A 24,084-nucleotide genomic window follows, 5' to 3' on the forward strand; every position below is an offset into this window, starting at 1 on the left:
AACTGAATTTTCATGAATTTCATTTTTGGAAATTCTTCTTTTGCGTAAAACTCTAGTATTTTATTTGATTAAAAAACAGTAATAAAAGTGTTTGGAATACAAATCAAAGATGTACTAGACTTAGTACATCTTTTTTAGATAACTACTAAAATGAAAGGACTTCTATGAGTAAGAAAAAGTTCAATTTTAGAACCTTAGTATGACCTAAATATGCCTTATCTGCAGGTATTTTAGTTGCAGGTATTGGTGCTGCTTTAGGTGCATTATATGGTTATTCATTAAATTCAAATGAGAAAGTAGGAAGAAATAATCCCACAAAAGATTCAGAGTTGAAAAATGTTTTTGTTGGTAGTGATAAAGAAGCCAAAGGAAATTTTTTAACAGGTGATAAAAGTGGTGTGTTAGCTGAATATGATTTAGAAACAAATAAGGTAAAAGATAGAAATGGCAACATAGTTGATGTTGATACTTATTTAACTGATTATTACAAAAAAAATCGTAATCTGCCAATATTAAACATTAAGTACGGATCATTTAATTTCTTTAATGAATATATTGAAGCTGTATCCCCAGCTGAGTTCTTTAAATTTACTAGATGATTCATGACTAATGTTTCATGAGGACCAGAAATTATTACATTAAAATCATTTTCAATTGTTAAAGGTGTTGAACAAAATGGTAATTCTATTACTTTAGGTGCGCACGCTAATACAAATAAAGAATATACAACAATTACATTCTACCCTGATGCCTTCTTCGGTTCATTGCCAATTCATTCAGGAATAGGTGGTGCAGGAAATGGGCCTGATTCACTTGTCTACAAAGTTAATAAAAATTTACTTACCTATGATGGTATTTCAAGTTTCTTGAGTAAAGTTCCTCTTTATAATGGTTTAGCCAATGTAAGTTCACGTACATTGTCATTTTATTTTTTTAGAAATATAACAGATATAAGACAATTAGTTGGTCATAAAGTTTATGCTCTTAAAAAACCAAATTGAGAAAAAAACTTATTAGATTTAGCTGTTGATAATGTAGAAATTTCTAGATTTAAAAATAATAATCCATATTTATTGATTGTAAATGGCAATTCTTTAGAAGAAGCAAAAATTAACTTAAAAAACAAAATTAAAGAATATGAAGCAGTTGATGAATATGGTTTATTGAAAGATTTAGATCTAAATAGTTTAGAAGAAAAAACTATTACTTATGCATCAATTAATCCTAATGAGGCAGTGGATAGAAAAACTATTTTAGATAGATATTTAAATTTAGTGTTTGACGATGGTACGGAATACAAAGTATTTAAGTCATTTAAAGATATTGAATATAAACAAAACACTGGAGAAAATTTTGCAATTAGAAATGAAGAATTAGTTGAATCAATTAAAAAAGGATATAAAAAAGCTGAAAACGCATTATTAGATTTAGTCGCTGAATATGAAGATAAATTGGAAAAAATTGCTTCTAAATTTAATTTAGATGAAGCAAAATGACCAACATTTCATGCGGCTTATTTGAAATTTTTAGAAATAAATGATGAATTATCTAAAACTTTATATCCAGAAATTGCAAAAGTTGTTGAACAATTAGAAAAAATTAAAGTAGTTGAAGAAACAAAAGCTACCAAGGAAGAAGAAAAAAGTGAAAAAGACACTCAAGTAACAACTTTACAAACAAGAATTGATGAATTAGAAGCTAAAGATTCAAGAACTGATGAGGAAGAAACTGAGTTAACTGAAAAAAGAGAAGAAAAAGAAAATTTAGATCAAGAAATTGAAACATTAGTTACTGAAATTCAAGAACTAGAAACTCAACTCTCAGAATTCTCTCCTTCAAAAGAAGAACTAAATCAACAATTAACTAAATTGACAATTGAAAAAGACGAAAAATTAGGTAATTTATCAGAAACTATTGATCCATATATTGAAACAATTAGATATGATAAAGAAAAATTAGATGATCTTTTTAAATTATTGACTGAGGAATATGCTCTTATAAACGAAGATTTTGTTAAAAAATTGAAAACAGGCATTGAATTCAATGATGAAAATACTAAGTACAGAGAACAAGCAGAATTAGCAAATAAATTTAATGAATTAACTCACAATTATAACAATAAATTACAACTAATTGCTACACCTATTTTAGATGGAGCTGTTTTTAGACCAACCAATTTTGAAACAACAACATACTATTTAAATGATTTGGCTTATTTGCCAAACCAATTAATAGGTGTTGAATCACTACAAGAAATTTCAAAAAATGCTCAATTAAATTGAAGAGATTTTTATAACTTAAATGGTTTTCTTGATAGTAAAAATGATGAAACTAATCGTGAAGGTAAACAACTATATCTTTATGCAACCGATCTTCATTCATTAGAAGATGAATTTAATAAAAGTAATCCAAACACTGAATTTAAATTTGAATTTACCAAACTTCAAGAAGAATTAAAAAATATAGCAAAAGAATTGAATGAAATTGAGAGCAAAAGAAATGATCATGAACATCTAGCACTAAAAGTATCAGAAGAAAATCAAAATCCAAGTGTTTCAAACTATTTAAGTAAATATTTTGATGCTTCTAGAGAACAAGTTAGTTTACCTGAAAATTACAAATTATTAGGTTATGATGTTTTTTCTCAAAGAGAATCATCATTTAATTTCTTTATTGCTAAATCATATGAAAAAGGTAAAGAATATCTTGAATTAGCTTTAAATGGTAATCCAAATGCCGGTGATAATACTAAAGATAAAGAAGGATTTTTAGCGTACTTTAATAGAATTGCGCAACCAATTTTAAATGACACAGATAAGAAATCCGCTTTTGAAGAATTAAAAGCATTAGATAAAGAGAGAGTTGAACTAGGAAATAAACTAAGAGAAAATATTGACAATGTAACTCAAGATCAACAATTAGAAGTTTCTCTAGCTATTGCAAAATTTGCAGGAAAAGAAGCTATATTCAATGAAGCAGTAAAAGATCAAAATATTAATTACTCACAATTAACTGTTTTAGTTGAAATGAAAGAAGCTTTAGAAGAATCATTAAAATTGATGAACAAAATGATTGAAGAAAGAGAACAATATAAAGAAAAAAGTGCGCAATCATTTGCTCTTAGTTTGGATACACGTTTTGTAAACTTTAAAATTAATTTCTTGCTTAATTCGCCATCATTTACAGATGCAAATATTTTAGAAGCTTATCAAAAAGTAGTTGCTGAATATGAAAAAGAAAGAGCTTCAGTAATAGAAAGATATAAAGAAAATGTTGCACAAAAAGATATAGCATGATTTATGCAACGTGCTGAAGGAATCTTATTAAAAGTTAAATATGACAAATATAAATCAGTTTTTGCTGATGATGTAACAAGAACATCGCTTGAAACTACAAAAAACGGTTTAGAATCTGAAAAACCTAGTGCAGAAGAAAATAAAAACACTGCTCAAAGTGCTTTAACTACAGTGGCTGAAGAATTGAATAATGTATTAACTTCAAATAATTATGATGAAAATACAACGTTAGATGCTAAATTAGAAACACTTTATAATGATGAATTATCTAAAGTTACAGAAATTCTTGTTGAGTTAGATAAATTACATCAATCAGTTGAAGATAGTATTGATGTAAAAACTCTTTCAAACGAAATTAAAGAATTAGAAAATCAATATAAAGCAACAGAAGATGATCAAGAAAAAGAACGTATTTTTGGTCAAATAACATTAAAAATAACTGAATTAAACAATCTAAATAATCTTCAATTAGTTACAGTAACTAAAAACTTATTTAATAGTGGCGTAAAATCTGTTTTAGATAATTTAAAAGTTCAAAAAGATGCTAATTTAGGTTCATATGCTGATTTAATTAGTCTTAATGAAACAATTCTATCAACCTTAAATAATGAAACAGTTTTAAACACTTTAACTATTTTACGTAATATTAATCGTGAAAATACAACAGCAGTGGACAAAATTGTTGAATTCATTGATTTTATAGGTCCAAACACTGAATTAAATGAAAAATTGAATGAAGCAGAAGAATATACAACAACATTAAATACATACAATTTAGCAAAAACTACCTATAACGAAAACAAAGATAAATTAGAAGAAATTACAAAAGATTTAGCGACTGTAAATGAGGCTTTATCATTGCTTGATGAAGTTGAAGCAGATAATGCTTTAAATGAAATTCAACAAAAAGCTTCAACATCTAAAGCAACAGAAAACAAACTTTACAAAGAACTGAGAGATGCCAGAGTTGAAGAAACAATTATTTCTGCTACCCAACCCAAAGATGCTGAAGGTAAACCAGTTGATAATTTAAGATATGAATTAAATCAATTAATGACTTCATATAATGAAAATGATGAAATTATTTCAAAAGCTAAAAACTTATTAAAAGATTTATCTGACGAAAATAGCGCTATAAATCAAGCAAAAACAAAAATTCAAAGTGCTAAAGAAAAAGTAAATTTTGATGCCGAAGCTGAAGACTTTAAAGAAGAAGTAGACAATTTAACAGCTGCTGCCGAAGAATATCTTCCAAATATAAAACAAAAAACATTACTTAATAAATTTAAAGAAATTAATGCAAGTGATTCAGGTGCATTCTATGAAAAACTTCTAGAAGCTTTAAATATTGATGATGAAGATCAAAAAGATACAGCAAAAGAAGAACTTAAAAAATATGTTGAAAACCCCGATTCATTAATTCAATTAACTCAAGATGAAATTGATAAAGTAAAAAATGCAATTATTCAAATTAGTTCTAAGAAAGATCAATTATTTGAACACTATGAGGAAGTAAAAAAAGCTGAAGAAGATTATTTAAAACAATTAGAAACTTTATATAAAGAAGTTGTTTTAAAAGGATATGCTTTAATTTCAAAAGACCAGTTAAAAGATGCTGACTTAAAAGATTTAGTATTGCAATTAGATGTAAAAATTTCTGATTTAAAAGCGGAAATTTATTCATTAGAAGATAAAAAAGCAGAGTTAATTAAAATTGATGCTAAATATAATGATGTTGTAACCAAATTAGCTGAATTAGAGGCTAATTCAGAAATTCAAGATGCAGCAAATAAATATGCAGAAAGCTTTTTTGCATATGCTCAAAATGACTTAGTTATTGAAAACCACGCAGTTGACATTTTAAAAATGTTAGTTGGTAAAGCTTATGATAAACACTATAAAAATGTTGTTGAACCAGCAGAAGTTTTATTAGAAGAAATTAAAAATCTTGAAGAACGTTTAGAAGAAATTCAAGAAGAAAAACCTGATACATATGAAGAAGATGAAGAATATGTATCTAAAAGTGCTGAAAAAGAACAAAAAGAAGCAGAATTAGAACCAGTTCAAGAACTTTATAACAACTATTTTGAACCATTTGGTGAATTGTATGATGAAGCGGAAAGTTCATTAGGTCAAAGTTTAACATTAGAAGCTGAAGAAGATGAAGAAAATCAAAGTCAATATGATCAAGCTAACGAATTGTTAAACGCAGCCATTGAACAAGATGAAGCATACGGGCAAACATTAGATGCATTAAATACTTATATAAATGAATATACTGATTATGCTAAAAACTTAGATGGTAACTTTACTCTAAATAATTCTGTTATAGCTTCATATGAAGAAATTATTAAACAAGCTTTAGAAAACTTAATAAACATTAGAAATAATGAAATTCTTAAAAAAGCAAAACAACTTTCATTAGTTGATTCAACTAATTTAGGTGATGAATTAACTAATGAAAACCAATTAATAACTGCAGCAAGTCAAGTTGAATTAATCAACATTTTAACTAAAAAAGGTCTTTTAACTGCAACATCATCACTTGAAGATATTAATAAAGTAGTTCACAAAGTTGAATTAACTGACATTAAGAAAGAAGGCAAAAAACTTGTCTTTACTTTAAGAAAATTAAGATCATCAAATGAAAGAAGTTTTGATGGTGACTTCAGTCAATACTATGCTAAATTTAACGTTGATGCAACAACAGAAGATGATGGTGTTTTAAATGCATTGGATAGGGCATTCAAGTTAGTTGGATTTAAAAAAGTTGTAGTTCCTTCTTTATTAAAAGAAGAAGGAAATGTAAAGAATGTTGTAACAAACAAAACTGAAAAAGGTTATTCACTTTACAATGATGCTTATCAAGGGTTATTAGATACTTTAATTAAAAGAGTTCCTTACGCAGCAGAGTGATTAAACGGAGAACATATTGTTACTAAAATAAATGATGAGGGTGAAACTGTTTACTCAATTGAAAATGGACCATATTTAGGCTTTACTCGTGATACACGTATTGGTTTATGAGCAATTCTTAAAATGAGTGATCCAAATTTCAAAGGTGTACCAATTGACTTTTTAAAATTTGTTGCAGCTCATGAATATGGACACCACTTTACTTTAAATGCTGCTTCTGACTTAGGAAATAAAGCGGATGAAGCATTATTCATTAGTGCCTTATTGCCTGGCGCATCACCAAATATTAATAACTATTACAACAAGTTAAATTTTGATCTTTATTTAAAAGCTAGAACCAATCTTGAATTGAATAGTGATCGTTTATTAGAGGGAGAATTTATTGAGAAAAATTATGGAGAATATCCATTATTCAAATTACCTTCTATAAATGCAAGCGGTGAATTAGAATACAAGGCTGAAACAGAAGAAGAAATTTGAGGAACCCAACTTTCAGAAAACAACATTATTAAAGCAATGTTGAACAATAAACGTCGTTTCTTACAAAACTTTGATGGATTAAAAAATGCAGCCAAAGCAAGAAGAGAAGAAAACAATTTAACTGGAGAAAATGAAAAATTATTAAAAACTTCAGACTTATGAATTATGAATTCTCTTGATCATTTTTCAGGTACTTTAAACCCAACAGTAACTAATGGTATTGCGAAATACCTTGTAAAACAAGAAGATGGATCATATCTATTTACTCCTGGTAGTTTAAACATCTTAAAAGGCATTTTAAAAGATGGCCAAGGAAATGATATTCAATTTGAAGAAGTTAATGGAAATGTTGTTCCAAAAATTGTTGATGGTGAAAGAAATGAAGAGGGTAAATACATCTTAATTAGAGAAGTATTAGTTAAAAATGCTGACGGAACAGGAATTGTTAATATTCCATTAAATGTTAAGTTTGGTGATCCAAATGATCCATTGTATGATGCAAATTCTGTAACTTATGTAAATGATGAAATTGATAAAGTTGCAAAAACTATTAATTCATTGATAGTTCAAAGATATGACATCAATGGATGAGATACTCCAACAACTGATTTAACAGTTACTCCTAAACTAGTATTAGATTGACCACAAGTTAGAGATATTTTCTTTAGTAATGATACTAGTGCAAATGGTAAACAAGCTTTTAATTCATACCGTGACATGATTTTAGGAAGAGATCCAGAACAAGGAGCAAGATCTTCATTACCAATTACTAGTTACAATTTAGACGGAAGCATAAATAGTAATGAAACAGCAAGATTACGTAATTTCCGTTTAACTACTTCACAATTCTATGTAAACCCTGGTGATTATGACGAAGCTCAAATTCCAAACGAAATGGCAAGGGCTTTAACTGCTATGTGATCAACACGTACCTTTACATCTATATCAAATGGTGGTAGAGGATATGTATCATTCTTAGATAGAGATCATCAATATATTGTTAATGCGAAAGCAAGTAATCTTGAAAAAGTTATTGCATTTGATGGTTGATCTCAAGAAGTTCTTGATTTCTTTGGACTTAAAAATGCTCTTAAAAACTTAAGTGGAATTCAAGCTGACAACATTGGAATTAGAGCAGAATCATTATTCCAAACTTTAAAAGAAGATGGCACTTTAGTTGATAGGGATAGTAATTTCAGTGGTGAAATTCCAAACTGAGAACAAACTAAAACTCTTAAAATTAATACAAGAGCGTTAGGTTCAACATTTGAAAATGATTTATTTGGTCTATATGGAAATGATAAAAATGGTAAAGGAGCAGAATTAACATTTGATGAATATGCTGACTTCTTTGAATTTACTTCATTAGATCTTAAAAAAGCAAGATTAGATAAAGAACACAGAGTTGTAAATTGAGATATCGATTATGCTAAAACAAAAGTTTCTGATTTTGAAGCTTTTAAACAAGCATTAAAAGTAGCAGTTGAAAAAACACCAAGTCTTTCAGCTGAAGAAGTGCAACATTATTTAAGTATTGCCAATTCAGCCGATGAACAAGTTGTTGCAAATGAAATTATTAAGAGATTTAGTGAAAGTAAATTAGCATTATTTACAAGCCATATTTCAATTCAAGATATTGTAGATAATAATGAATTAGCATGATTCTTAGATCAAACTTACGGATATGGACTTTATAAAGTTAACGGATTAAATTTAATACAACCAAATCCAGAAAAATGAGAGTTTGATTTAGAAACTTACTTGCAAACATACAGAGATTTAAGTTCTGAAATGAGTGTAACTGTAGGAAACACAACATTAAAACCAACATTAGCACAGTTCTCAATGTATGATGCAATGATTTTCAATGGTGAAGTACAAACATACACTACAATGAGTGATATTTCGGCAATATTTAACAGATTAAGTTTCGCTAATCTCTATGCAACTGTTGGAACAGGTGCATTTAAAACAAGTCGTCCTTCAGAAGATGTTGTGTCTTATTATGGATCAAAAACAGATAGAAGATTTAATGAAAAATTTAGTGATTATACATTTAGTTGATCAGAAATAATTAACCGTGATAACTTACAAATTACTTACTCACCTTCAAGAGCAGAATTTGGTAATTTACCATCATATCTTAAAGGTCTTTCAGAATCAACAACAGGATTAGAATATGTTGTTGATGGAACGCCAACACAAAAATGAAAAGACGCCTTAATTAGTTATGACACAGGCGAAAGACGTGGAAGTATTAAGAGATCAATTAATGAATATGAACAAAATCTAGATCAAGAAGCAAGGGACAAAGCACGTAATTTAGACCTTAAATATAATCCTGCTGTTTTCGTTGATGAACAAGATTTCAATGATGCATTCAATTATAACAATAACTATTTTGGGGAATTTAGATCAATTAATAATGGTTGATTTAAGGACAGATGATATCGTGATATCTTAGACTTTAAGCTTTATGATGATAAGGGTGTTGCAATTGAAGATGACACTATTAGAATTACTGATTTAAAAGGTGAAAAAGTTACAAATAGACCTAAAGCATTCTGAGAATTTTATATTCAAGCACAAGGTGTTGGAAAACGTAATTTATCTACCATTTGAAGAAATACGGATAAAGATGCTGTTGCCTTTTTTGGATATTTAACTAGTGATATTGCCGATAAAGCAAAATACTTAGCATTTAAAGATCTTGAAAGTGGAGAAATAGAAACTATTGAGTTAATTAAAGAAAACACAAATAATATGTTCTATTACAAATCACAAAGCCTTGATAACGAAGGTAATGTAGAAGCAAAACACACTTTAAAAGATGAAGAATACAATTTTGAAGATTTAAACGGTCAACACAATGGAAAAGGATTTGTTTCATGAGTAACTGACTATGCGGTTGTATCAAAATATAGAAATAAATTGTTGACACCAGGTAAACAATACTATGTTTACTTTGCGTCTGATAAAAAAGGTACTAAAGCACTAGAATTAGAATTAGGAAATGTTGAATCAGTTTCAGAAAACGGTAAAACATTTAAACAAGCTCCTGTAACAATTCATAAAGCTTCTAAAGATGAATTTGATGGAAAATACTATAACAAAGCAATTGCCACAATTAAAGATCAATTTAACGGAGCAATTTAAGAAAGGAAAATATGAAAAAAAGAACAAAATTATTCTTATCACTTGGTGCAGTAACAAGTGCACTTACATTAGCAATAAGTGCATCTTGTTCTACAAAAAATGATGATCGAAATCCTGGTCTTCAATCATTTTTCCGTATTAAAAAGACAGATTATGATCTTGGATTAGTAACAGAGCCGATTAACTCTTTAAATTACATTAAATTTTCATCTTTAGCTAGAGTTTTACCTTCATTAGTTGAAAGTCCATTGAAAGGTGGACCTAATGAAAAACTTAAGAAAGAATTAAATTTACCTGAAATTCCATTTGGAATTTATGGGCTAGATGACACAAGTAATTCTATGGAAGAATACTTAGAAAACCATTCAGCACCTTCTTCAAATGCAGGGCGTTTTTACTCACTAGAACAATTTGGAGCAACAACAGGAAATATTAGTTCAGATTCTAGTGAATATCAACCAGTACAAGGAATTTTTACAAACAACAACAATATTCTTTCTTTAACTATGTTACTTAATGAAGGAAATAGTAAATGAAGCAATGGAGACAAAGTTTTTGCTGAAGATTACGTTGATGCATTACACTACATCTTAGATTTAAATACTGGTTCACAAAATCAAACTAATGTTTTAAAATCTAAAATTAAAGCTAGTTCAGAAGTGATTGATGCACAACAAACATATCTTAAAAAATTTGGAAAAGCATATCAAAATCCTTTTGCATATCCTGAATTAATTAAAAATGAAAAAGGTGAATTAATTTATGATGTTTTAAATCCAAAATATCAACCATGAACTTCACAAAACGAAGGTGATGAAGCAGAAGTAGCTGCAATTAAAAAGGCGGCACTTGACTTAGGTTTAGTATCAGGGAGACTTTATTGAAATTATTCAAATGAAGAAATTTTAAGCGCAATTCCATATTCACCTGATTTTGATCCTAATGCAGAAATTACAACTGTAATGCTTGCCAATCCAGATTATTCGCCTGCTAAGCATAGTGAAGAAGAATTAAAAAATATTCCACAACGTTTAGCAGTGCAAATTAGAAAATATCTTTATTCTGATCCAAGACAAGAATATGGAGATTCCTTCCAAGATTTAATAAGAGCAAGCAGAAGATTAAGAGATAAATTACCAGCTGACTTAAAATATACTCCTGAAACAGCCGATAATTACAATGCTCTTGTAAATGCAGCCTATAAAGGTGAAAACGTTTTAAATAATGAATCAATTGTTAACTTTAAAGCTAAAAGTTATAGAAAAAATAGAGTGCTTGCTATGGATGAATATTCACTAAGAGTTGAATACGATCAATTCCAACCTGCATCTTTAGATAACGTTTATAGAGATTTAACATCTAATTTAGTTCCAATTAATAGAAAATTTGTCGAATCTATCGGTGGAATAACTCAATTTGGTTTAAGCAAGGAAACATTCTTAACTAATGGAGCATTTAACTTAGATGATTTAGAATTAGGTGCTCAAGGATATATTTCACTTGCTAAAAATAAAGAGTATTATTCAGCAGATAAAACCATTTCAAACAAAATTAATATTTTCTTTAGTGCCGATCCAAACATTAATGCTGCAATGTATGATGATGGATATATTGCCGCAACAAGAATTCCAGCAGTTCAACAATTAACATACTGAACATCAAAAGCTTATAGACCATTTATGACTAAATCAACAGGATTTGGAACAATTGGATTAGCATTTAACCTTGATAAAGAAACCAATGGAAATTCTTTATTAAATGATAGATATTTAAGAAATGCAATTTACTATGCAATTGATAGAAATCAAGTTTTAAATATTGTTGGATGAAACTCATCATATCCAGTTATTACTTGAACAGCCTTCGGTAATGCAGCATCAAGTTTTGGAGATCCACTTGAAGTTGCATTCGATCATGACTATAGCTTGGTAGAAAAATATCCAGAAGGAGCAGATAGAAAAATTCCTGTTCAAAATTACACACATCTAGATCACTTGTCAAAAAGATATAATTTTGAATATCTTGAAAGAGATGATAAAGCTTATAGACTTGATGTCGCTAGAGCTTATTTAGAGGCCTTTAAGGAAAAACATCCAGATGTTAAAAGTGTGAAATTGAAATATATTTCAAATTCAACTGACGAACATCAAAATGCTGGTTTAGCACTTCAAGATTTACTTAAAAAAGCATTTGGTAATTTTATTGAAATTGAAATTAAGGGATTACCAGAAAATGTTTATGAAGATGCAAGAACAAAAGGTGATTACGATATTTTATACAGAAATTTTGACTCATTTGGAACAGATGTTTATAGTTATGTTGATGTATTTTTAAAAACAGATGAAATTAATAAAAGTAATAACAAAAACACAGGATTTAGAAATAATCCTGCTGGAAGTTGAACTTATGAAACATACTTTAGTGAATTTGGTTACAAATATGACAAGACAAGTGGCAAAGTAATTTCAGATAAACCAGAGTTAGTTTATAAATTAAAAGAAAGACTCAGAGTTGATGATGATGTTTTTGAAAAAGTTTTAGAGCTTTCATTTAAAAAAGATGATGAATCAATAGCAGATTACACAAAAAGAACATCTGCTTTCTTCTCAAATCAATTTACTGATGAAGAAAAAACTGCAAAATGAACAGAAAAAAGAGTTTTTGCGGTTATAACTGCAATGGAAAAAATTATTCGTGATGGTGCACCTGTTGTACCTTTAATTGAGGTTGATACATACTGAGAAATTTCGCGTGTTAATGGTGTTGATAGCTTGTTCCGTTATTCATTACAATTTGCTTATGATATTTTCAAACCTCCAAGACCTAACTTACCAAAAGTAATAAAGGATAGTAACTAATATGGCAAAGATTAAACAAAATTATGAATTTGTTGATTCGATCGATGCTTTAAATGAAAAAAAGCAAAAAGTCAAAGTAGTTAATAAATACATTGACTTTACGGGTCGGATTAAGAAACACGTTAGTTGATATTGAAAATTATTAAATCCTCAATCAACAACCGCAAAAACCTTATTTAAAGTAGCAAAAATGTTTTTAGAGTTTATTGTTGTAGCATGAATTGTTATTACAATAACATTCTTCTTAATTAATTCAATTCCTGGTTCAACCACAATTACAGCGGGATTAGATGACGCTGCTAAAGCGGCAGTGGAGCAAAAATATGGATTGAACTTACCTTTAGTTCAAAGGTATTGAATATACTTAGGAAACTTATTAAGAGGGGATTTCGGAATTTCATTGTCAGTTTTCCCTGGAACACAAATTAATGATTTTATATGAGTTAGATTTTTCAAAAGTTTCTTAGTGGGAATTTTCTCAGTTGGATTAACTTTATTAATCGGTATTCCTTTAGGTGTTTATGTAGGTATGAACCCCGATAAATTACCAGATCATTTAGCAACATTAATTGTTTCAATTTTCTCTTCAATTCCATCACTCGTCTTTGCACTTTGATTGTTGCTAATAGGGCGTTCGTTAAATTTACCTTATTTATTTAATGAAAAAGATATAGCAACCTATATTCTTCCCGGACTAGCTTTATCACTAGGATCAATCATTGTGTATATTAAATACATTAGAGTTGAGCTAAATCGTGAATTAAATTCACAGCATGCTAAATTTGCTTATTTAAAAGGGTTAACAAAACGTAGATTCGTTTGAACACATGCTCTTAAACCATCACTTTTCCCAATTGCAACATTTTTCCCAGTAGTTATTTTCGGTTCATTTATTGGTTCACTTTTCATTGAACAAATTTACTTCATAACAGGTTCAGGAGGATTGCTTTTACAAGCAATTACCTCTAAAGATTACAACATCATTTTATTCATGGTAACAATATTCTCATTATTGACCATTCTCTCATATACTTTACGTGATGCTCTTTACCAAATTATTGATCCACGTGTGAGAAAAAGAGGATAGAAAGGATTTTAGATGGCATTATTTAGAAAATCTAAAAAAATTGCAGCTAATAATGAACATGGTGCGCAAATGGCGCCCAACGCATTATTACAACCTTTCAATCATCAAAAATGGGCAATAATTGGAGACATTTTTGAATATTATGAAACATCATCTTTACATAAAAGACAATCACCATTAAAAGAATTTTTCTATCGTTTTAGTCGTTCATTTGCTGGAGTTTTTGGTTTAGTTACTTTATTAATTCTAATTGTTTTAGCAATCATTATTCCTTTCTTCACGGAAGATCCAACAATCATAGATAAAGATAAAAGTTATTACACTTTCTTCACTGAAAATCATATTTTAGGAACTGACTCATTGGGACGGGATTTATGAGCTCGTCTTTGATGAGGATTAAGATATTCATTAGCCTTATCATTTGTTGTTACATTAATTGAAGTTTCAATTGGACTAGCAATTGGAATTGCAATGGGTCATTTTAGAATGTTTGATAAAATCATGACTTTCTTTATTAAAATTATTTCAAACGTTCCATCTATTATTATTTTGATTGTTATTACTATTGTTTTAAAACCAACTTTCTGAGTTATTGTGTTTGCTCTTTCGTTTACTTCATGAACAGGAATTGCAAACCAAATGCGTTCACAAGTTTTACGTGCCAAAAACTTCGAGTGAGTTAATGCTTCGAAAATTTTAGGTACACCAACTTATAAAGTGTTACTAAATTACTTACCAGTTGTTGTACCAATTCTTGTTACTGAAATTGTGTTTGCAATTCCAGGTGTTATTCTTTCAGAAACATCACTTGCATTCATTGGTCTTTCAATACCATCAATTCCAACTTTAGGAAACTTGATTAATGAAGGTTCAAAAGTCTTCTTATCATATCCAAGATATGTATTAGTTCCTTCATTTACACTTGTGTTAGTTACTACCTCAATTCAATTAATGTCAGCTTCTGTACAGGATAGTTTATTAAGACAAAGATAGGAGAGAAAAATGAAAGTTACTCCAATTAAAAAATCTTATAAATTAAAAGATGTTCCAAAAACATCTTTACTTAAAAATTCAACAAAAGCTGAAGACTTAGCGCAAGAAGCTAAAAGAAGAAAAAGAAGAATTAATTTAGAAGCAACACAAGAAACTACAGTAATAAGAAGAAGCGAAACTATTGAAGATGTTGAACAGTTAGTAACTAAATTAATTACTTTAGATCCAAACACTGACAAAGATATTTTAAACATTGTTCCAAGTCAAGAAACATTAGAAAGAGTAAAAACTCAAGAATTTGATTTAAGAGACTTAAATAAAATTAATGAAAGTTCTCAAAATAAAGTATCTAGAGAAACAACAACTATAAAAGAAGCAAAAAGTTCTACAAAACAGGTAGAAAAAGTAAATTATAGAAGTGCGTACTTAGCAGAATTTGAACTAAATGAAACAGATGTTAAGAGTTCAAAAGGATATAGTCAATTATTCGAAAATCCAATTATTTGAAATAATAAAGAAGCACCAAAAGATATTTTCACAGTAAGAAAAGATGAGAAAAAATCTACTTTAAGAGCTTTTAAAGACTTTGGACACAACTTAGTCAATAATTTTAAAAAACTTGGTAAAGGTATTAAATATCTAACCTTATCAAAAGAGAAAAAAACTGAATTAGCAAAAGAAGAATTTGATTTTCAAAAATACATCGATTCAGCAAAAGAAGAAATTGTATTTGGTGAAAAATTAAAAGTAGCTGCAGAAATTGAAGATATTTACTTAACATTTAAAAATCCCGCTAATCCAAAAGAAAAAAATCTTGTTTTAAGAGGTTCATCATTAAAAATTTATGAAGGAAAAGTTCACGCTGTTATTGGTGAATCTGGTTCTGGAAAATCAGTTATTACCTCTTTACTTTATGGATTAACAGGTTCAAACGCAATTATTGAATCCGGAAAAGTGAAACTTTATGGTCTAGAAGTCCAAAATTTCACTCCTTACAATTGAGAAAAATCAAAATTAAGAGGAAGAATAGTTTCTGCTGTTTTCCAAAACCCGATGTCAATTCTTGATCCAACAATGAAAGTTGGAAAACAAATTATGGAAGGAATGTTAATTAACAAAATTGTTAAAAACAAAAAAGAAGCTTATCAAGAAGCTATCAAGTATTTAAAATTAACAAAAATTAACAATCCTGAAAAAGTTATGAAACTTTATCCACATGAACTTTCTGGTGGAATGATTCAACGTATTGCTATTGCGTCTATAGTTTCTTTAAAACCAAAAATTTTGGTTATGGATGAGCCAACTACTGCACTTGATCCAACAGTGCAAGCACTTGTATTAGATGTTATTAGAGAACTACAAGAAACATTCAAAATCGCAATTGTGTTTATTACTCACGATTTAGGTGTAGTTTCATCAATTTCAGATTTTATTAATATTATGTATGCAGGACAAATTGTGGAAAGTGGAACAAAAGAAGAAATTCTTATTCATCCACAGCATCCATATACATGAGGATTAATTGTTTCAATGCCTGATTTTAACAAAAACGAAAGATTGCAAGTGATTAAAGGAGCTGTGCCTTCAAGTTTAAATAAAATTTCAGGTGATGCCTTTGCAGTACGTAATGATTATGCACTTGGTGTGGATTTTGAAGAAGAACCACCGTTCTATCAAATTTCTCCTACCCACTTTGTAAAATCAAATTTATTAAATCCACAAGCTCCTGTTTATAATCCTCCTTTAATTATTCAGAAACTTTGAAATAAATACTATCGTTCTTTAGATATTGCTCACAACAATCAAACAAGCGTAGCTAAAGAAATTTATAATCATTATCAAGATGAAGCAAAGAAACATAATCAAGAAATTTTAAATAAAGTTGAAGGTGAAAAAAATGTCTAAATTCTATTGTGAAAAAGGCAAATTTGGTAAAAAAATTTGTCGTCCTATTTTAGAAGGTACTAACGAAATGTTAGACCCTAAAGACAAAAAAGTGCTAGTAGAAATTAGAAATCTTGATATTGATTATGGTTATGGAACTAAAAAATTCCAAGCAATCAAAGATTTGAATTTAAATATTTATGATGGGGAAGTTTTAGGACTTGTTGGTGAATCTGGTTCTGGAAAATCTACTACAGGTAGAGCCTTAATTGGACTTACACCACATTCATTTGGATATATTAAAATTCTTGATAGAGTTATTCCTAAAAATATAGATAAAACACCTAAATTAACCGGTGCTTATAAAAAAATTGTTGACTTTATGGTTAACAAAGTACAAATGATTTTTCAAGATCCAACGAACTCATTAAATCCATATAAAAATGTTGAAGATGTAGTTGGAGAAGGATTAACTAATTTAAAAAACTCAAAATATATTTATTTGATAAGTAACGATAGCAATTTCTTTATCGCTATTAATGAAAAAATTGAAGCAGCAGGTTTAAAACCAATAGTAGATGATTATTTAGAAGTGGCTAAAGAATTACACAAAAACGTAGAAGTATCATATAAGTTTTATTTTGAAAAAATGTTTGAGATTTTAAAAGAAAAAACAACTCAAAATGCAAAATATAAAGAATTTTTAAACTTATATGAACAAGAGAAAGAACAAAGAATTAAAGATGCTAATTTAAGTGAAAAACAGTGCAAAAAGAAATTGATTGTAAACATCTTAAAACAAGTTGGTTTAGATGAATCAGTATTGGATCGTTATCCATTAGAATTCTCTGGTGGTCAACAACAACGTCTAGGTATTTGTAGAGCTGTTGTATTGCAACCAAAATTATTAATAGCCGATGAACCAATTTCTGCTTTAGACGTTTCTATTCAAGCACAAGTAATTAATATCTTTAATGATTTGAAGGAAAAATATCATTTAACTATTCTCTTTATTGCTCATGATCTACGTATGGTTGAATATATTTCAGATAGAATTGCTGTTATTAACAAAGGGGTTTTACTTGAAGTAGGTCCTGCAGAGGAAATTATTAAAAATCCATATCATCCTTACACAAAAAGTTTATTAGATGCTGTACCTTCAATTGAAAGTAAAAAAGGATCATTACTAGGATATATCTATGATCCAGCAATGCATGAATACGATGAAGAAAATCAACCAAAATGACAAAATGTTGGAAACGAACACTTTGTTTTAGCAACAGATCAAGAATTAAAATTATTCAAAGAACTTCAAAACAAACAATAAAAGCGGAAAACCCGCTTTTTATTATGCTTTTTCAATAGTAATTCCGTCAAAAGAAGTACTTAAATTGTAAATTGCACTTATTTCATTTTTATCTTCAATTCACTTTAAATAAAGTTTTATAGTGCTATTTGTAACAATTTCATAGTCAAAGTATAGTTCGCCTTCACCAATTTGAAAATTGGCAACAATATCTTTAATTAATTTTGGTATTACATTAATATCAAAAACTGGTTTTTCATTTTCTATACGAATATATTTATAGTAATTCTTTTCATTTAAAGTAGGAAAAATGTTGTCAAATGTTTTTAAGCTATCAATTTTAGTTAATTTGTCATCTTTTGTTTTCTTTTGAGAAATCATGGCAAGCGGAATAGTGATGGCGCAAATTGCTCCTATAGCACCTATACTTAAAAAAATTTTTTTACGTTTTTTCATTATGCCTTCCAATTTTCAAAATTAAGCGGATCATTAAAAACTGTAGAAACAAAAATTTCTGATTGTGTTAAATCTACCTTATATTTAAATTCTTTAGAAAAAGAAGATTCTTCAAATTTTCCATGAATTTTTATTTTTCCTATTTCACTGTCTAAAAGGGGCAAAGGAACATTTTGTTGACTATTAACAATAATTTTTAATCAGTCTTTTTTGTTATTTTTGGCACTGTAATTTACTTGCAACAAGAACGAAGACATTAATTCACCTTTGAAAGAATAAGGAATAATATATCCTTTCTCAGTTTCTCTTGATGAAGAACTTAATTTTTGATTTTCATAGTCATATTCATAATAATTATTTAGATAATGTTTTTTTATTAAAGAGTAAATTTCCTCATCTTTTTTGATTTCATGAGTATTTTTAGTTATTTTATAATCTAAATTTGTATCTTCAGTAATTGTGTTGTTTTCAAATGCACTTAGTTCATAAATTCCTTGTCCTTTATGGAAAGGCCAACTTTGATAATAAAACTTATAAAATTTGGCAAATTTTTCAGCATTAATTGAAAAATTTTTTACTTCTGGATGAGGTCACTGAGGAACAGTATATTCATCATTCGCTATTTTGGGATCATGCGTAAATTTTGAATCATAATTAGTTATCAATAAATCTCTTTTGTGTTTAAATTGATCAAAAGGCAATGTTCTAACAACTAACCTATCATTAAATGATTTCATTTTTTGCATGGAATTAGAAATAGAAAAAGTTCATAAATAAGGAATATTGATTTGTGCTAATTCATTCACTTTTTTGTTAATAACTAAAGGATTTAAATCCTTATTTCTTTTTCTAATTTGAAAATAATGAAAAGGAATATCATTCTTAGTATCAATAGTGACTGTAAAATTTTCGAGTTCTTCTAAATTAATGCCTAAAATTTCAGGTCTTAATTTAATAGAGAATAATTTATATTTGTGATCATTCAAATTTACATAATTTTCTAGAGCTAAATTTAAAAATGAACCATCATAAATATCTTCGTAAATAGCATTTTTATAGAGATTTTCGTCAATATATTTATTATTTATAGACAGATTTATATTTTTAACATCTTTAAGTTCAGATTCTTCGACTAATATTGAAACATTGGCAAAAAAGTTATTTGTTTCATACATTTTGTGAAATGTAATAAAAGTATGCGGATTTATAAATTTATTAGATGAACTATTTATATTTTTAGAACGATTTCCTTTAGATAAAAATCATTCATATTTTTCTAGAGTACCTTGTTTATAGATGTTTTTAGCAACAACAGCAGGATTATTTATTGCTGTGGTGTTATTGGTTAAGATAAAAATAAAGAAACTCCTCTACTGCATTATTTTTGTATTTATAATAAGTTGCCTTAGAAAATAAATCATCCATTCACCTTTTGTCTCCATATTTATTCAAGAAATCTTTTTCAATAATTAATTTACTATGTTTTGATAGTAATGCTAATGTTTTCTTTAGCTTATTTACTGGTTTTAGTCCTGCGGATATAATATTGTTTTGATTATGACTAGCCAATTGAAAGTTTTTATCATTTAATTTTTCAATATTACATATGTATTGAACGGTTTTATATTTTTCTTTACTTGACATATTAGAAAAGTAATTTAATTTCATTTAATCTCCTTTCATATAATATGTATTGTTTAATTCAAAGAGAAAGGGAAAAGTGGAAAAAAATGAGAAAAATAAAAGAATAAACAAGTGTTTATTCTAATATTCGATAATTTGTTTTCACTTTAATGGTCAAGATGAAGGGGTTTTTTCGCTTTTCTTTATCATGATAATATAAGATTTTTGGTCTAATACATTAGTGTAATCATGAACTATAATATCTTTTTGTTTATTAGGAAAAGACTTCAAAAATTCATTTAATTCTTGTTGATAATTTTGTCCTTTAAGAAGATAAAAATAACCTTCATTTTTTAACAAATGATGAGCCATAAGATACATATTTTTAATTGATGATACAGCTCTTGCTGTTACAAAATCAAAAGTATTGGCTCATTTTCTAGTTTCTTCAGCTCTTAAATTTAGTATTTCAACTTTCAAATTGAGATTAGATGCAACATTATTTAAAAAGTTGCATCTTTTTGTTTGACTCTCCATAATAGTTAAATCAATTTGTTCTGTATTTGTTATTAAAAAAGGTAAAGAAGGAAAGCCTGCACCAGCTCCTATGTCAAGAAGTTTAATTGTTTTATTAGGATTCAAAAATTTATTTTTAAGGTAATTAAAAGCAAGAAGAGAATCTTCAATTCCCTCTTTTTTAATTGTTTCTAAAGTTTTAAAGCCAGTTATATTCATAACTTGATTCTTTTCATGAATTAACTCGGCATATTTATCTAGTTTATTAATTACTTCTGATTTCATCAGCAAATTGTTGATAAAGTTTTGAAATTGAATCACCTTCAATATGACATTTAATAACGCCAGAAAGGAAATTATCTAGACTAACGATATGAAGTTTACTAAATTTGTTTGCAAGCTCAGAGTTATCAATTGAATCGGTAACAATAACTTTTTCAACATTAGGATTATTTTCAAACATTTCAAATCCTTTAGTAAATAAACCGTGTGTAGCAGCAACAACAATTTTTTTTGCACCATTAGCTTTTAAAGTGTCTACCGCTTTTAAAATAGTTCCACCAGTATCAATAATGTCGTCAATAATAACAGCGTTTTCATTTTGGACGTTACCAATAAGTCCCATTACTTCTGTTTGATTAGTACCAACTCTACGCTTATCAATAATACTAATCTTCAATGTTTCAGAAATTAATTCAGCTAATTTACGAGCTCTTACTGTACCACCGTGATCAGGTGAAACAACTGTAAAATCATCTTTAGATGCCTTAATAGCTTTCGCTAAAGTATATGATCCACGTAAATCGTCAATAGGAATGTTGAAAAATCCTTGAATAGCTGGGTTATGTAAATCAACAGCAACAATTTTAGAAGCGCCCGCTGTTTGAATTAAATCTGCAATTAATTTTGCTCCAATAGGTTGTCTTCCATTTTCTTTACGATCTTGTCTTGCATACCCATAGTATGTTAAAACAATGTTTATGGATTTAGCGCTAGCTCTTTTTAAAGAATCTATAAAAAGCAAAAGTTCCATTACATTTTGATTTACTGGTCTTGAAGTGCTTGCAACAACATAAACATCTTGGCCTCTAACTTTATCATCACTAACAAGCATTGTTTCACCATCAGCGAATGTAGTTTTAGTAATGTGTGAAAGTTTGATATTTAGTTTTTTAGAAATTTTTTCTGCTAATGGAATGCAGTTAGGCATTCCAAACAAAATAACATTTTTTGAATTCATATTTCTCCTAATAATTAATGGTTTAATTATATTATTTTTTTACTTTTTTAACTTTAAAAAAGTCCTCTAGAAAACAAAAGAAAAAACTTAGCAATTATTTGCTAAGTTCAACAATGCTAAAATTACCAGCAACTAAATCTACAAGGTATTTTTTTTCAGAAACTAATGAACCTTCAATGATTTGATGGGCTAAAAGATATTCTAAATTATTTTGAATATATCTTTTAATTGGACGGGCACCAAAATTTTGATCATAGGCCTTTTTAGAAATGAAAGAAATAACTTTTTGAGAGAATTCTAAGTCAATATTTTTTGATTCATTAACTCTTTTAGCAAGTTTATTTAATTCTAATTTGGTAATTTCTTCGATTGCTTTATTTTCTAATGGTAAGAATTTGACAATTTCATCAATTCGATTAAGAAATTCTGGTGTTAAATGTTTTAATAAAACATCTCTAATTTTATTATCGTTTTTTCCGTCAATAATAGTACTTGCAGCTAAATTGGAAGTCATAATAATTATTAAATTTCGACAATTAATCAATCTACCTTTTGAATCGTGAATAGCACCATTATCCAAAATTTGTAACAATATATTTAAAACATCTTTATGAGCTTTTTCAATTTCGTCCAATAATAAAATGCTATAAGGATTTTTTCTAATTCTATCAGTTAATGAATTAGATGCATCATAACCAATATATCCTGGAGGAGCACCAATTATTTTAGAAACAGAATGTTTTTCCATATACTCAGACATGTCTAAGCGAATAATTTGTTTTTCATCATCAAAAAGTGAATAAGCTAATGATCTAGCAAGTTCTGTTTTTCCAACTCCTGTAGGTCCGATAAATAAGAAAGAAGAAAGAGGACGATTTGGGTCATTAATATCTGCTTTTGATCTTAAAATAGATTGACTTACAATTCGTATAGCTTCCTCTTGACCTTTAATCTTATTAGATAGTTCTGCTTCAAGATTTAATAATTTTTCTTTTTCTGCCTCAAGAAGCTTGTTTACAGGTATATTGGTTCATTTGGAAACAATTTGTGCAATTTCTTCAGGAGTAACGCTATCTTTAATTAAAGAATTTTTTTGACTGTTTAATTCTTCCTCTTTAAGTTGAATTTCTTTTTCTAATTTTGGTATTTCGACATACATTATTTTTGAGGCTCTTTCAAAATTACTTTCACTTTGCGCTAGCGAAAAAGCATGTTGTAGATTATCTAAATTACTTCTAAGTTGTGATAAGTAATTTAATCTTTGTTTTTCATTGTCTCAACGATTTTGTAAAGAAGAAACTTTATTTTCTAAATTTTTGATTTCATCATTTAAGATACTAATTCTTTCAGAATGTTTATTTTTACTCTCATTGCTTAAAGCAATTTTTTCCATTTGAAGCTTTGCAATAGCTTGTTTTGCTTTTTCTAATTCTTCAGGTTGGAAATTAATTTCCGTTTTGATAGTTGCTGCGGCTTCATCTACTAAATCAATAGCTTTATCTGGAAGAAAACGATCAGAAATATATCTTGCACTCAATTTAGCAGCAGCAATTAAAGCGTTATCTTGAATTTTTACATTGTGAAAATTTTCAAAACGATCTTTAATACCTCTTAATATGGTTATTGTGTCATTAACAGAAGGCTCAAAAACATCAATTTTTTGCATACGTCTTTCAAGCGCAGCATCTTTTTCAATATATTTTCTATATTCGTCGAAAGTTGTTGCACCAATTAAGTGTAATTTACCACGAGCCATTAGTGGTTTGATAATATTAGCAGCATCCATACCACCGTCAGCATTTTTACCGGTTCCAACTAACATATGAATTTCATCAATAAAAACAATAATTTCGCCGTTAGATTCTTCAATTCTTTTTAAAACTTCTTTTATTCTTTGTTCAAATTGTCCTTGATATGAAGCTCCAGCAATCATGCTTGCTAAATCAAGTTCAACAACATCTTTATTTTTTAAATTTTCAGGAACTTGCCCCTCGATGATTTTTCGAGCAAGACCTTCAACTATAGCAGTTTTACCAACTCCAGGTTCACCCACTAAAACAGGATTATTTTTAGTTTTTCTACTTAAAATTCTAATCATACGGCGAATTTCATCATCACGATTAATTACTGGATCTAGTTCATTTCTTGCAGCTAAATCTGTTAAATTTCTTCCATATTTTTTTAAAACGTCTTCTTTATTGCTATTTTTATTTCCGTTTAAATTAAAAAGTTCATCTAAGTTATTAAAATCCATAAAACCTCCTTGAAAATTT

Annotated in this window: 12 protein-coding genes; 6 read left to right on the plus strand and 6 right to left on the minus strand. The window is 28.2% G+C overall.

The features are described 5' to 3' along the window. Window positions 1–164 precede the first annotated feature (164 nt). The 6 genes from EXC37_RS00100 to EXC37_RS00125 are packed head-to-tail and all read left to right on the plus strand — an operon-like array spanning window position 165 to window position 17,997. On the plus strand, window positions 165–9,848 hold the full coding sequence (locus EXC37_RS00100; RefSeq protein WP_029892038.1) for a PDxFFG protein: 9,684 nt from the start codon (window positions 165–167) through the stop codon (window positions 9,846–9,848). Between the two features lie 11 nt (window positions 9,849–9,859). Further along, window positions 9,860–12,706 (plus strand): ABC transporter substrate-binding protein, encoded by a 2,847-nt coding sequence (locus EXC37_RS00105; protein WP_029892037.1) that lies wholly within the window; start codon window positions 9,860–9,862, stop codon window positions 12,704–12,706. Between the two features lies 1 nt (window position 12,707). After that, on the plus strand, window positions 12,708–13,793 hold the full coding sequence (locus tag EXC37_RS00110; protein WP_029892036.1) for an ABC transporter permease: 1,086 nt from the start codon (window positions 12,708–12,710) through the stop codon (window positions 13,791–13,793). Between the two features lie 12 nt (window positions 13,794–13,805). Beyond that, window positions 13,806–14,786, plus strand: coding sequence for an ABC transporter permease (locus EXC37_RS00115; RefSeq protein ID WP_006608411.1), 981 nt, complete (start codon window positions 13,806–13,808; stop codon window positions 14,784–14,786). A gap of 9 nt (window positions 14,787–14,795) precedes the next feature. Continuing rightward, entirely contained in the window at window positions 14,796–16,691 is a 1,896-nt protein-coding gene (locus EXC37_RS00120; RefSeq protein ID WP_318023698.1) for an ABC transporter ATP-binding protein, read from the plus strand. Next, the gene (locus tag EXC37_RS00125) at window positions 16,684–17,997 is read left to right on the plus strand and encodes an ABC transporter ATP-binding protein (RefSeq protein ID WP_029892034.1); all 1,314 of its coding nucleotides are present in this window, start codon (window positions 16,684–16,686) and stop codon (window positions 17,995–17,997) included. Before EXC37_RS00120 ends, EXC37_RS00125 begins: the two co-directional genes overlap by 8 nt. Before the next feature lie 21 nt (window positions 17,998–18,018). Here EXC37_RS00125 and EXC37_RS00130 read toward each other — a convergent pair whose 3' ends face one another. From EXC37_RS00130 to EXC37_RS00155, 6 genes are all read right to left on the minus strand, one after another. After that, a complete protein-coding gene (locus EXC37_RS00130; protein WP_029892033.1) occupies window positions 18,019–18,432 on the minus strand; it encodes an MHO_1590 family protein in 414 nt (137 codons plus the stop codon). Beyond that, entirely contained in the window at window positions 18,432–19,790 is a 1,359-nt protein-coding gene (locus EXC37_RS00135; RefSeq protein WP_369122565.1) for an MHO_1580 family protein, read from the minus strand. Before EXC37_RS00135 ends, EXC37_RS00130 begins: the two co-directional genes overlap by 1 nt. Further along, a complete protein-coding gene (locus tag EXC37_RS00140) occupies window positions 19,771–20,100 on the minus strand; it encodes an MG284/MPN403 family protein (protein ID WP_029892031.1) in 330 nt (109 codons plus the stop codon). Before EXC37_RS00140 ends, EXC37_RS00135 begins: the two co-directional genes overlap by 20 nt. 96 nt (window positions 20,101–20,196) lie before the next feature. After that, on the minus strand, window positions 20,197–20,856 hold the full coding sequence (gene rsmG, locus EXC37_RS00145) for a 16S rRNA (guanine(527)-N(7))-methyltransferase RsmG (protein WP_029892030.1): 660 nt from the start codon (window positions 20,854–20,856) through the stop codon (window positions 20,197–20,199). Continuing rightward, complete coding sequence (locus EXC37_RS00150; protein ID WP_029892029.1) at window positions 20,837–21,811, minus strand: ribose-phosphate pyrophosphokinase; 975 nt, start codon at window positions 21,809–21,811, stop codon at window positions 20,837–20,839. The genes rsmG and EXC37_RS00150 overlap by 20 nt, the downstream gene beginning before the upstream one ends. Before the next feature lie 94 nt (window positions 21,812–21,905). Continuing rightward, on the minus strand, window positions 21,906–24,065 hold the full coding sequence (locus EXC37_RS00155) for an ATP-dependent Clp protease ATP-binding subunit (RefSeq protein WP_029892028.1): 2,160 nt from the start codon (window positions 24,063–24,065) through the stop codon (window positions 21,906–21,908). Between the last annotated feature and the right edge of the window lie 19 nt (window positions 24,066–24,084).

This window comes from Mycoplasmopsis columbina (assembly GCF_900660685.1).
GTDB classification, from domain to species: Bacteria; Bacillota_I; Bacilli_A; order Mycoplasmatales; family Metamycoplasmataceae; genus Mycoplasmopsis; species Mycoplasmopsis columbina.